Source organism: Streptomyces sp. IBSBF 3136 (genome assembly GCF_036815105.1).
Classification (GTDB): domain Bacteria; phylum Actinomycetota; class Actinomycetes; order Streptomycetales; family Streptomycetaceae; genus Streptomyces.
The window spans coordinates 1-11,805 of sequence record NZ_JAJSZC010000085.1 but is presented as its reverse complement, the minus strand read 5'-3'; the positions used below and the strand labels follow the sequence as shown (position 1 = coordinate 11,805).

General features: G+C 70.6%; 10 protein-coding genes. 3 read left to right on the top strand and 7 right to left on the bottom strand.

The window, feature by feature from the left end; all coding sequences use genetic code 11:
• Nucleotides 1-24 precede the first annotated feature (24 nt).
• A complete protein-coding gene (locus tag V7E45_RS19590) occupies nt 25-1,200 on the bottom strand; it encodes a glutathione-independent formaldehyde dehydrogenase (protein ID WP_333775478.1) in 1,176 nt (391 codons plus the stop codon).
• 302 nt (nt 1,201-1,502) lie between these two features.
• Nucleotides 1,503-2,624: a hypothetical protein gene (locus tag V7E45_RS19585; RefSeq protein ID WP_333775477.1), complete on the bottom strand. Its 1,122-nt coding sequence runs from the start codon at nt 2,622-2,624 to the stop codon at nt 1,503-1,505.
• Nucleotides 2,625-2,893: 269 nt separating this feature from the next.
• On the opposite strand from V7E45_RS19585, the gene uvrA reads away from it, so the two are divergent.
• Entirely contained in the window at nt 2,894-5,362 is a 2,469-nt protein-coding gene (gene uvrA / locus V7E45_RS19580; protein ID WP_333775476.1) for an excinuclease ABC subunit UvrA, read from the top strand.
• 214 nt (nt 5,363-5,576) lie between these two features.
• On the opposite strand, the gene V7E45_RS19575 is transcribed toward uvrA, so the two are convergent.
• Together V7E45_RS19575 and V7E45_RS19570 are read right to left on the bottom strand one after the other, a co-directional pair.
• Nucleotides 5,577-6,143, bottom strand: coding sequence for a type 1 glutamine amidotransferase domain-containing protein (locus V7E45_RS19575; protein WP_333775475.1), 567 nt, complete (start codon nt 6,141-6,143; stop codon nt 5,577-5,579).
• A gap of 192 nt (nt 6,144-6,335) precedes the next feature.
• A complete protein-coding gene (locus tag V7E45_RS19570; RefSeq protein ID WP_333775474.1) occupies nt 6,336-6,785 on the bottom strand; it encodes a DUF1931 family protein in 450 nt (149 codons plus the stop codon).
• Nucleotides 6,786-7,373: 588 nt separating this feature from the next.
• Here V7E45_RS19570 and V7E45_RS19565 point away from each other — a divergent pair.
• A complete protein-coding gene (locus V7E45_RS19565) occupies nt 7,374-7,751 on the top strand; it encodes a DUF2267 domain-containing protein (protein ID WP_333775473.1) in 378 nt (125 codons plus the stop codon).
• A 119-nt stretch (nt 7,752-7,870) separates the two neighbouring features.
• Nucleotides 7,871-8,926, top strand: coding sequence for an LLM class oxidoreductase (locus tag V7E45_RS19560; protein ID WP_333775472.1), 1,056 nt, complete (start codon nt 7,871-7,873; stop codon nt 8,924-8,926).
• A 49-nt stretch (nt 8,927-8,975) separates the two neighbouring features.
• Here V7E45_RS19560 and V7E45_RS19555 read toward each other — a convergent pair whose 3' ends face one another.
• The 3 genes from V7E45_RS19555 to V7E45_RS19545 form a co-directional block, all read right to left on the bottom strand.
• A complete protein-coding gene (locus V7E45_RS19555; protein WP_333775471.1) occupies nt 8,976-9,587 on the bottom strand; it encodes an NADPH-dependent FMN reductase in 612 nt (203 codons plus the stop codon).
• A 13-nt stretch (nt 9,588-9,600) separates the two neighbouring features.
• Nucleotides 9,601-10,446, bottom strand: coding sequence for an aldo/keto reductase (locus V7E45_RS19550; protein ID WP_333775470.1), 846 nt, complete (start codon nt 10,444-10,446; stop codon nt 9,601-9,603).
• Between the two features lie 101 nt (nt 10,447-10,547).
• Nucleotides 10,548-11,805 (bottom strand): MFS transporter (locus tag V7E45_RS19545; protein WP_333775469.1); only part of this gene is annotated, 1,258 nt, incomplete at its 5' end.

Sequence of the window (11,805 nt, the reverse complement as noted above, 5' to 3'; positions counted from 1 at the left end):
CAGGCGGACGGCGACCCGGGTCTCTTACCGCTTGTGGCCGTTTCCATGTCCGTTGGGATGCAGGACCACCTTGGTCCAGCCCTCGTCGCGGGCGTCGAAGTGCTCGTAGGCGGTGGGGGCCTCGTCCAGGCTGAGTTCGTGGGAGACGACGAAGCTCGGCTTCGCCTTCCCGCCGGCGATCAGATCCCGCAGCGCCCGGTTGTACCTCTTCACCGGCGCCTGCCCGGTGCCCATGTGCTGGCCCTTGAACCACATCATGCCGAAGTCGATCGGGACCTTGCCCTGAGCCTCCAGCTCCCCCTGGGCCTCCGCGCCGCCGGGGTCCTGGGGCAGGAACACGCCCACCACGCCGATGTGGCCCGTGAACCTGACCGAGTCGATCAGTCCGTTGAGCGTGAGGCTGGCGTCCTCGTGTCCCTGGGGGTCGTGCGCCTGGTAGCCGACGCACTCACAGCCGTTGTCGGCGCCCAGACCGAGGGTGGCCTCCTTGACGACCTCCGCCGGGTTCTGCTCGGCGGTGTTGATCGGGATGGCCCCGACCTCCTCCGCCTTGCGCAGCCGGTCGGGATGGTGGTCGGCCGTCCAGACGCGGCCGGCGCCCTTGAGAAGGGCGGAGTAGGTCGCCATCAGCCCGACGGGACCTGCCCCGAAGACGATGGTCTGGTCACCCGGTTTGACGCCGGCCATCTCGGTGGCGTGATACCCGGTGGGGAAGATGTCGGCGAGCATCACGTAGTCGGTCTGCCGCTCGGCGGCGTCCTCGCCCAGACGCAGGGCGTTGAAGTCGCCGTAGGGCACGCGCAGCAGCTCCGCCTGGCCGCCCTGGTAGGGGCCCATGTCGGCGAATCCGTAGGCGGCTCCGGCGAGGGCCGGTTCCGGCTGCATGGTCAGGCAGTAGTTGGTCAGACCCTGCTCGCACTGCTTGCAGAAGCCGCAAGCGATGTTGAAGGGCAGGACCACGTACTCGCCGACCTGGACCTTGCGGACGGCCGAGCCGACCTCCACGACCTGACCCATGTTCTCGTGTCCCAGGGTGCGGCCGGACTCGAACGAGGTGCGGCCCTCGTACATGTGCAGGTCCGAACCGCAGATGTTGGTGGTGGTGATCTTGACGATGATGTCGCAGGGGTGTTCGATCTTCGCGTCCGGTACGTCCTTCACCGTGACCGTTCGCGGTCCTTCGTATACCGCTGCCTTCATGATGACTTCTCTCGGTGTCGCGGCATGACCGCGACACAGCGATGAGGAGAGCGCAAAGAGCCCGACTCCCGGGAACCGCTGTGAGGGGGTCCGATGCTCCGGCGCGCCTCTGCGGGCCGTTCACCCGGATCAGATGGAACGGTGGTGCCGCCGGTCGGCCAGGCGGGGCTTCGGCGCTCCGGCGGCGTGCCGCCCGGGTCCCCGTCGACCCCTGACGCAAACAGCCACGCACCGATCGATCAGCGGATCTCCGGACCCCTCTGGCCACCGACCGACGGCACATCTCCGACTGGGGTCACCGGCTAGTCATCGTGGTCGTCCTGCAGCATGCTGCGACGCTCCTGTTCGCGCTTGGAGTAGGCGGCTGCCCGGATCGCCTCGTCACTCTCCAAGCCCGATCCCAGCGCGCCGCCCACCGTGGCGACCGAGGCGACGAACCAGGACAACGTCCAGTACTGCGTACCGTGCAGCGGGGTCCGTGTCATGGAAGCGAACACTCGGTCGCTGAGGATGAACAGCGCCCACACCAAGTTGACGAGCATCAGACCCACGTAGCAGACGAGCACCCCGATACCCACGGTCACGATCGTCGAGGTGTTGTAGAGAGCCGCCCTCTTCCTCGCCTCCGGCGATGCCTCATCCGTTCGATGCCACAGGTTCGCGTCCACGATCAACCAGCCGATCATGAGCGCGACGGACCCGACCGTGGCGATCACGAGGCGCGGGGTGCCCAGGGACACGGCCAGGCTCCAGATGGTGGAGTTCACCGTGGCGACTGCTCCCGTGGCGAGTGCGGCCGCCAGGGCTTTCGACAAGCCCGGCACCAAGCGCCACGGCCGGTTGGCGCGGACCATACCGAGGAGCACCCTCAGGTAACCGCGCGGCCCGGTGACGATGTACCGAAGATCGGCCATCTCCTCCTCACTCACCTGGCCCGGACGGATGGGCGCGAGACGACCGATGAAGGGCCCTCGCAGCGGCTGACTCCCCGCAGGCCCCTCAGCCCCCGTGGCCCGCGGGCCCACCAGACTGAGGACGGCTTCTTCCACGGCCTGCCGGGCCCTTGTCTGCAGCCGGAAGCCCCCCAGCGAGGGAAGAGACAGCAGCGCCAAGCCGTGTCCGTGACTCAGGTCCACCACGAGCTTGCGCCCATGTGAGTGCAGCGGAAGGTCGGTGAGGGCCACGACGATGTCCCAGTTCCCCTTACTGCCGCGGGCCATGATCCGGTGCATCAAGGTGGGCGGGTCCTCGGTCCCTGCGGTGAAGGGCTCACTGACCACCTCGACGTCGAACCGTCGTCCCTGGCCGGACCTGTCGGCGAGCCGATCAGGAAGTGTCAGGGCCATGCGCTGCGCGATCTCCGTAGGCGCATCCGGATCCGCCAGGAGAGTCACGACCGTCACGCCCTGAGACGACACCCGCATGACTCCTTCCCGTCGGCTGCCCCCGCGATCGCGCGTGCCCACAGGATGCCCCCGAGGCAACGCCGACGCCGCGTGACACGCTGGCCCCTGCCGGCAGGTGCGGGCGGTACGGTCAGATCTCCTCGTCCTCCCCGTGCGGGACCTGCTCCACCGTGCGCGGTGCTGGGGCCGTTGTTGCCGAAGCCGGTATTCTGTGGACGCTCGTGTGAGCGAGGCCCGGTGACGGCGCCTGCCGCGCGGTTCCCGGCGCGATCAGGTAATCAGGAACGGTGAACAAGGACGCGAGCGACCCCTTCGTGCATGTCCGCGGCGCCAGTGAGAACAACCTGCGGAACATCGATGTCGACGTTCCGCGGGACGCGATGGTCGCTTTCACCGGCGTCTCCGGTTCGGGCAAGTCCTCGCTCGCGTTCGGCACGCTCTACGCGGAGGCCCAGCGGCGCTACTTCGAGTCCGTGGCACCGTACGCCCGAAGGCTGTTGCAACAGGTCGGCGCACCGCACGTGCAGGAAATCACCGGACTGCCACCCGCCGTGGCCCTGCAGCAGCGACGCGGGTCGCCCAGCTCACGCTCGACGGTCGGCACCCTCACCACGCTGTCCAATCTGCTGCGCATCCTGTACTCCCGCGCCGGCACCTATCCGCCCGGGGCCGCACGGCTGGATGCCGAGTCGTTCTCACCCAACACCGCGGCCGGCGCCTGCCCGGAGTGCCACGGACTGGGCGTCGTGCACGACGTCGCCGAGGACCTGCTCGTCCCGGACCCCTCGCTGAGCATCCGCGAGGGGGCGATCGCCGCCTGGCCGGGCGCCTGGCAGGGCGCCAACCTGCGCAGTGTCGTGAACGGCCTGGGAATCGACATCGACCGACCGTGGCGCAGGCTCAGGAAGAAGGACCGGGACTGGCTGCTGTACACGGACGAGCAGCCCTCCGTGTACATCGAGCCGGAGGAGGACCGCATCGACTACGGCTACCAGGGCAAGTTCTGGAGCGCCCGCAAGCACGTCATGCACGTCCTCGCCGACTCCAAGAGCGAGAAGATGCGCGAACGGGCGCTCCGGTTCGTCAGGAGTGTGCCCTGCCCCCGGTGTCACGGCAGCGGACTGCGGCCCGAGGCGCTCGCCGTGACGTTCGCCGGACGTTCCATCGCCGAGATCAACGCGATGCCGCTCACCGCGGTCGTGGCGTTGCTGCGGCCCGTCGCCGGGCGGTCCGAGGCCGACGCCACCACGTCGACCGCCCGGTCCGGGGAGACGACCGAGGTCGCGGTCCGGATCTGCGGCGATCTGGTCGCGCGGATCGACGTGCTGCTCGACCTGGGCCTCGGATACCTCAGCCTCGGGCGCCGCTCGACGACCCTCTCGCCCGGCGAGGCGCAGCGCCTGCGGATCGCCACCCAGCTGCGCTCGGGGCTGTTCGGCGTCGTCTACGTCCTCGACGAACCCTCCGCGGGCCTGCACCCGGCCGACGCGGAACCGCTGCTGGACGTGCTGGACCGCCTCAAGGCGGCGGGCAACTCGCTGTTCGTCGTGGAGCACGACATGGACGTCGTACGGCGGGCGGACTGGGTGGTCGACATCGGCCCCGGAGCGGGCGAGGGCGGCGGACGCGTGCTGTACAGCGGCCCGGTCGCCGGTCTTGAGCGGGTCGGGGAGTCGGCCACCAGCCGGTACCTGTTCGGGCGCGCCCAGCCGCTCGATCACCGCCCGCGCACACCGCACGGCTGGCTGCACCTGCGCGGCGTCTCCCGCCACAATCTGCACGACGTGTCCGTCGAGGTACCGCTCTGCGTACTGACGGCGGTGACGGGCGTGTCCGGTTCCGGAAAGTCGACGCTGGTGACGCAGGTGCTCGGCGAGGTCGTCCGCGGCCACCTCGGACTCGTACCCGAGGAGCCCGACGAGGCGCAGCTGGAGGTCGACGTCCAGGACGCGTCGGGGGTCGAGTCGTTCGACCGGCTGGTCCGGGTCGACCAACGGCCCATCGGCCGAACTCCCCGGTCCAACCTGGCCACGTACACGGGGATGTTCGACGCGGTGCGCAAGCTGTACGCGGCGACGGACGAGGCCAGGGCGCGCGGCTACTCGGCCGGGCGGTTCTCCTTCAACGTGCCCGAAGGGCGGTGCGAGACCTGCCAGGGCGAAGGATTCGTCGCGGTGGAACTGCTGTTCCTGCCCGGCACCTACGCGCCGTGCCCGACCTGCGAGGGCGCCCGGTACAACGCCGAAACGCTGGAAGTCACCCACCGCGGCAAGAACATCGCCGAAGTGCTGGCGCTGTCCGTCGACGCCGCGGCCGGGTTCCTGTCCGACGTCCCGGCAGCCTCCCGCAGTCTGGAGACGTTGCGCGAGGTGGGACTGGGGTACCTGCGGCTGGGCCAGCCCGCGACGGAACTCAGCGGTGGTGAGGCGCAACGCATCAAACTGGCCACGGAACTGCAGCGAGCCCGCCGCGGGCACGCGCTCTACCTGCTCGACGAGCCGACGGCGGGGCTGCACCCCTCGGACATCGCGCTGCTGCTGCGACAGCTGCACCGGCTCGTCGACGCCGGCAACACGGTCGTCCTCGTCGAGCACGACCTGGACACGATCGCCACCGCCGACTGGGTCATCGACCTCGGGCCGGGCGGCGGCGACGCGGGCGGGCGGGTGGTCGCGGCGGGCCCGCCGGCCAAGGTGGCGAAGGCCCGCCGCAGCGCCACCGCGCGCTATCTCGCGGCCCGGCTCGCGCGCTCCTGACGACGGCGCGAATGGCCGAGCACCGGTCGGCCGGGTTCGGGGCGCAGGGTCGCGCGCGTCGCCATGCGGCGTTCCCGGAACCTGCGGTGCACCGCGTTCTGTTGAAGGACGTGCCCGTCGGTGAAGGAGCGCAGGAACATGCCCAGGGTGGGGGCCCAGGGGGCGCCTCCACCGTGCACCGGCTCCTCCCACCGTCTGCGACCAGGCCGTCGGGTCAGCCGGGCATGGGGTGGTGCGCCCGGGCGAACTGCTCCACGACGGCGGCGCAGAAGGCGGGCAGGTCGGACGGACTGCGGCTGGTGACCAGCTGCCCGTCGACGACCACCTCCTGGTCGGCGACGACCTCCGCGCCGGCGTTGCGCAGGTCGGTGCGGATGCTGGGCCAGGACGTCAGGCGGCGGCCGCGCACGGCGTCGGCTTCCACCAGGGTCCACGGGCCGTGGCAGATCGATGCGACCGGTTTCCCGCTGGCCATGAAGTCCTTGACGAACTGCACCGCGTCGCGGTCCATGCGCAGCTGGTCAGGGTTCATGGTGCCGCCGGGCAGGAGCAGGGCGTGGTAGTCGTCGACGGAGGCGTCGGCGACCAGGCGGTCCACGGGGAAGGTTCCGGCCGCGTTGAGGTCGAACTGGCGGGCCTGGATCTCGCCGGGGCGGAGCGAGACGATCTCGGTCTTCGCCCCTGCGCCCTGCAACGCACCGCGCGGCTGGTCGAGTTCCACGCGCTCGACGCCGTCGGTGGCCAGAATGCACACCCGCATCTCCCGGAGTTCCTGTGTCATGGTGTGGCTTCCTTCACGAGTCGCTGGTTGTACGACGCGAGTGGTAGGGACACCCGGCAGAGCCTGACCTTCCTCCAGCCTTCGTCGCAGGCGTCGAAGTGACCTGCGCCTCGGTGAAGGTACCCGGTCTCCACCCTCCGCCGGCGTCAGGCATGCCAGTTCAGTCCGGCGACATGCACCGGGGCGCGACTGCTACAGCAGCCGGTCGAACACCGCGGTCACGCCCTCCCAGTGGCTGGTCTGCGGGTTCTTGACGTCCTGATACATGATTTTGAACGTCTCGGCGAGGGCGACGCTGAGACCGCCGATGATCTCGGGATAGCGCTCTTCGGTCTCCTGAGTGGGTGTCCTGTCGAGGGGAGGGTGCGCGGCGAGCTGCTCCAGGATCGGCTTCAGCTCGACCTCCTCGTCGAGCCGCCGGAACCGGTGGATGCTCTCCTGGAGACCCTTGGTGATCGGTAGATCCCACGGTTCGACGGTATCCCTGCCATTGGCCTTGGCCGACGCCTGGCCGACGACCAGGAGGTCGTAGAGCTTGGCGCCCACGAAGTCGCCGTACCGCTTCAGGTCGTTCTTGTCGACGTCGAGGCTTGCGGCGGCGCGGAAGAACCTCTCGAACTTCGACACACCCATCACGGTCATGCCTCTCGCCTCCTCACCGGGAACGGACGGCGTCGTTCGCTCCCGCCCGCGCCGCCATCGGCTGTTACCCGGTCGAGATTCGCAGAGCCCCCTGCTCAGCGCCTCCGCACCCCAGGCCCAAAAGGAACAGCCCCTCCTACCCTGGCAGAGCAGCATGAAAGGCGCAGGCGCCTCCCGGCGGGCCGTACGGCCGGCCCTCCGCAGGAAGCTGCATGGCGTTGCGACGCCTTGAACGAGAGCCGCCGACCGGACGACCCGACCAAGTCGGGAAGCAGGACTGTGGCGGGGCGCCCCGACGAGAGCGGCACACGACCGTCGACGCCGAACAGGCCGAACGGACCGGCCGGAAACGCGACGGCGGGAAAGCCGACCCCCGCCCACGGGCACGCCGCCCTGACGCACATCCGGCAGACCGGCGCCCCTTCACCGTGGCGGAGGCCGGCCGTCCGCACTTGTGCTCGGAGGTCCATCGAGCCCGCTGCCTTTCCTCCCGCCGGGAGCAGGCGGGGTGTGGCCCACATCCGGAGCATGGAGATGTCCGACAGCCCCCCACACGCACGACGCACGCACGACGCACAAGGACGGCTCATGGACTACCACACCTTCCTCGACACCATCACCCGGCGCGCCCCTGTCCCCCCGGAGAAGGCGGAGCCCCTCACCCGCGCCACCCTGGAAACCCTGGCCGAGCGGCTCACCAGGGGTGAGGCGGAGGACCTCGCGTCCGAACTGCCCAAGCCGCTGAAGGAACCGCTGGTCTCTCCCACTCCGGAGGCCGAACGCTTCGGACTCGACGAGTTCATCGATCGGGTGAGCAGGCGAGCAGGGGTGAGCCCGGACGAGGCCCGCGAGGGCGTACGGGCGGAGCTGAGCACCCTGAGGGACGCGGTCAGTGATGGCGAGTTCCGCCACGTGATGTCGCAGCTGCCCCGGGACTTCGAGGCTCTCGTCGGCGCCCCGGGCTAGAACGAGCCACGACCGACGAGGTCGGCGCCACATCGGCGAGGGGATGCGCGAGGATCCCGGTCGCGCGACCTCAGTACGCGTCCGGCCCCGGACACGGCATGAAAACGCCGGAGGATCGCATGGCACAACCGACAGTTCCCTCAGCCGGCGCACCCGTGGACGTCGAAGGCGGGGCGCAGCTGCCGTTCTCCGAGCACGCGGCCATGGCCAGGGCGTATCCCGGCGGCAGGATGACCGTGGGCGCCATCACGCCCCTGGAGGGCTTCGACGGGCCCGTACCGTCCCTGGCCGGACACATCGAGCGGATCCAGCAGGCCGAGCGGGCCGGCTTCGCCTCGGTTTGGGTCCGTGACGTGCCGCTGCTGGATCCGAGCTTCGGGGACGCCGGGCAGGTCTTCGACCCGTGGGTGTACCTGGGGCTGCTCAGCGCCCGCACCACCTCGATCACGCTGGGGACCGCCAGCATCGTCATGCCGCTGCGGCATCCGTTGCACACCGCCAAGGCGGCCGCCTCGGTGGACCAGCTGTCAGGGGGGCGGCTCCTGCTCGGGGTGGCCACCGGTGACCGGCCCGTGGAGTTCCCGGCCTTCGGTCAGGACCCCGACGGCCGGGCCGAGAGATTCCGGCAGTCGCTGGAGTACTTCCGTGTCGTCCTCGAGCATCGTTTCCCGCACGTGGAGTCGCCGCTCGGCCGGATGCGCGGCACCGATCTGCTGCCCAAGGCGGTGTACCGGCGGATCCCCGTACTGATGACGGGACGGGGCAGGCAGGACGTCCGGTGGATCGCCGACAACACGGACGGCTGGCTGTACTACACCCCGCCGCTCCAGCAGCAGGCCGAGAACATCGGGCGGTGGCGGGAGATGACCCGCGGTGACGGCGGAGGGTTCAAGCCGTACGCCCAGGCCACCTATCTGGACCTGACCGAGGACCCGCTGGCGCTGCCCCGGCGCATCCACCAGGGCTTCTCGGTGGGCCGGGTGTCGTTCCTGGCGATGCTGCGGGCATGGCAGGACATCGGCATCGACCAGCTGATGATCAACTTCAAGCACAGCCGCCGCCCGGTCGCCGAAGTGATCGACGAACTGGCCGAACACGTGCTGCCGCACTTCCCGCCCGGGCGCTCCGCGGCGCCCGGCGAGCACCGGCGGCCCGTGGAGCGGACCGGGCCCTGAGGCCCTGAGGAAGGACGACCGCCGGCGCCCCCGCGTGACAGGGCCGGGCTCAGTCCCGGACGGCCCCAAACGGCCGCTCCTGCGCGTAGTCGCACGTGCCCTCCGCCCGGAACTGCAGGGCCGCCCTGGTCACCTCCGCGCCGAGGCCGCGCAGTTGGTCCGTGACCGCCTGGTCGGTGAGGTGTCCGTCGCCATCGAAGACCCGGGAGGCCCTCGGGACCGCGAACACCAGCGGCACGGCCCAGCCGCGCAGGGACCGGACGATGAACTCCATGGCGTTGATCGCCTGCAGGCCCTGCACTCCACCGGCGGTCGTCAGCATCCCCACGGGTTTGTTGCTCAGGTAGGGCGGGTCGTGGTCGGCGAGGAGGGCGAGCCAGTCCACCGCGTTCTTGAACGCTCCGCTGACCGACCCGTGGTACGTCGGGCTGCTCCACAGCAGGGCGTCGGCGGCCTGAACGGTGTCCGCAAGCCGGCGGGCGGACGGAGGGATCCCGTGCTCGGACGTGTAGAACGGAAGATCCAGCCGCTTGAGGTCGATCAGCTGGGTGTCGGCGCCCGCCTCGGCGGCCCCCTCGACCGCCACGCACAGTGCGGTGAGGCTGGTCGACGGGGTGCGCAGCGAACCCCCCATTCCGACGACGAGCGGGGGGCGCGCCATCCTGTCAACTCCTTCAGAGCATTTCCAGGGGCGTGGGCCCGCTGGGCGGCGGGAACGCCTCGTCGAGAGCGTCGAGCGCCTCGGTGGGAAGGTGGAGGTCCACCGCGCCGCGGTTCTCCCGGACGTGGTCGGGTGATCCGGAACGCGGGATCGCGACCACCCCCCGTGCCAGCACCCAGGCGAGTGCCACCTGGGTCGGCGTGGCTCCGAGGGCCCGGGCCACGGCACCCAGTGCCTCGACCTTCAGCAGCCGCCCCTGCTCGATCGGGGAGTAGGCCATGACCGTCACCCCGGCCTCGCGGCACCAGGGGAGCAGATCCCACTCGATGCCGCGCCGGGAGAGGTTGTACAGCACCTGGTCGACGGCCACGGCGTCGCCACCGGGGAGAGTGGTCAGCTCGGTCATGTCGGCGACGTCCAGATTGCTCACGCCCCAGTGACGAATCTTCCCCGCCTCCATCAGGTCGGTGAATCCCGCGAGGGTCTCCTCGAGTGGCCACCGTCCCCGCCAGTGCAGCAGGTAGAGGTCCAGCCGTTCCGCACGGAGTCGCCGCAGGCTGCCCTCGCAGGCGGCGACGGTGCCCTTCCGGTCGGCGTGGCCGGGCAGCACCTTGCTGACGAGGAAGACCTCCTCCCGGCGTCCCCGCAGGGCCTCCCCGACGAGCTCCTCGGCTGCGCCGTCGCCGTACATCTCCGCCGTGTCGACGACGGTCATGCCCAGGTCCACGCCCAGCCGCAGCGCGGTGATCTCCTGTTCACGCCGGGCCGGGTCCTCGCCCAAGTACCAGGTGCCCTGCCCGAGCGCCGCGATCTCCTCACCGGAGGGGAGCGCGATCGTTCTGGCCGATTCCGCAGACATCTCGGGCCTCCCGTCCGCCGCGGATCCGTGTCACGCGCACCCGCACCGAGTGCCCAGGTCCGCGGGTCCCAGACAGCCGTGCCGCATGCGCCGCAGGGAGGTCAGGAGGGGCGAGCGGACTGCGCCGAGAGCGGGCCGGGACCGGGTGCGCGATCGCGCAACGCGACGGTGACCGACACGACGGCGCCGCAGGAGAGGACCGCCGCGAAGCCGATCATCGCGGTCTGCACGGCGAAATGCCGCAGGGCGATGCTGAACAGGACGGACGGCAGGCCCATTCCCAGATACGCGACGACGAAGAACACGGCGAGGACCCCGGCGCGTGAGGCGGGCGCGGCAACTGAGACGGCACGTTCGACGCCTCCCTTGAACAGCAGCCCGGAGCCGGCTCCCGACAGGGACACGGCGACCAGGTAGAGCCAGAGCGCCGGGTGGTAGAGGGCGACGGCGCACAGGACCAGGCCGACCGGGAAGACCACCGCCCCCACGGTCAGGACCCGGGGCAGTGGGAGGCGGCCCAGCACCAGCTGGGCGGCCGCCGCGGATCCGAACATGAGGAAGGCCGCCAGGCCGACCACGAGGTGCGAGTCGGTGTGCAGGGTGCCGTGGAGCACGCTCGCCCCCAGGGAGGAGATCAGGCCGAGGATCGCGAAGGCGAAGGCGCCCAATGCGCCGGCCGCGCCGAACGTCCGCCGGCCCCCGGGGCGCAGGACGAACCTGCGGGGCGGTTCGGCCGCCGGCAGCTCCAGGTCCACGGTCTCCGGGGTGGACAGGACCAGCGCCAGGCACACTGCCATGGCGAGCGTGAAGATCGCCTGGGCGGTGATCAGGGGCGCGGGAAGCCACTCGGCGGCGGCTCCGGCGACCAGGGGCCCTGAGGCCAGGCCACCGAGGTTGGCGGCGGTGGCCACGATGCCGGGCAGCACCGAACCCGTGCGCTCGGGACGGGCCTCGTGGTGAAGGTCGTGCAGGTACGTCGTCGCGGTCGAGGCCATCAGCCCCAGTCCGACACCGTTCAGGATCCTGCCCGCTATCAGCCCCGGCAGGTCCCGCCACACGATCAGTACGACCGACGCGACGATGCCGATCAGCAGCGCCGGGACGATGATGCGCCGCCGGCCGAGCCGGTCCGACAGGTGGCCCAGTCCGAGGAAGGCGGCCGCTGCGCCCACGACCATCGAGGCGTACGCCACCGTGACCGTGGTCGCGCCGAAGTGGTCCCGGGCCTCGTACAGCGGCCACAGCGGGGTCGGTGCGGTGCCGAAGGCCATCAGCACGGTGAAGGCCACCGCCACGAACCAGAAGCCGGTCGCGTGCGAGGTACGGCGCCGGGCGGGGGCGCGGGGCGGAAGGGTGGCG

Excerpts from the sequence above, each read along its gene's own strand:
- V7E45_RS19590 (WP_333775478.1), bottom strand. The coding sequence starts at position 1,200 with ATGAAGGCAGCGGTATACGAAGGACCGCGAACGGTCACGGTGAAGGAC.
- V7E45_RS19585 (WP_333775477.1), bottom strand. The coding sequence starts at position 2,624 with ATGCGGGTGTCGTCTCAGGGCGTGACGGTCGTGACTCTCCTGGCGGAT.
- V7E45_RS19575 (WP_333775475.1), bottom strand. The coding sequence starts at position 6,143 with ATGACACAGGAACTCCGGGAGATGCGGGTGTGCATTCTGGCCACCGAC.
- V7E45_RS19570 (WP_333775474.1), bottom strand. The coding sequence starts at position 6,785 with ATGACCGTGATGGGTGTGTCGAAGTTCGAGAGGTTCTTCCGCGCCGCC.
- V7E45_RS19565 (WP_333775473.1), top strand. The coding sequence starts at position 7,374 with ATGGACTACCACACCTTCCTCGACACCATCACCCGGCGCGCCCCTGTC.
- V7E45_RS19560 (WP_333775472.1), top strand. The coding sequence starts at position 7,871 with ATGGCACAACCGACAGTTCCCTCAGCCGGCGCACCCGTGGACGTCGAA.
- V7E45_RS19555 (WP_333775471.1), bottom strand. The coding sequence starts at position 9,587 with ATGGCGCGCCCCCCGCTCGTCGTCGGAATGGGGGGTTCGCTGCGCACC.
- V7E45_RS19550 (WP_333775470.1), bottom strand. The coding sequence starts at position 10,446 with ATGTCTGCGGAATCGGCCAGAACGATCGCGCTCCCCTCCGGTGAGGAG.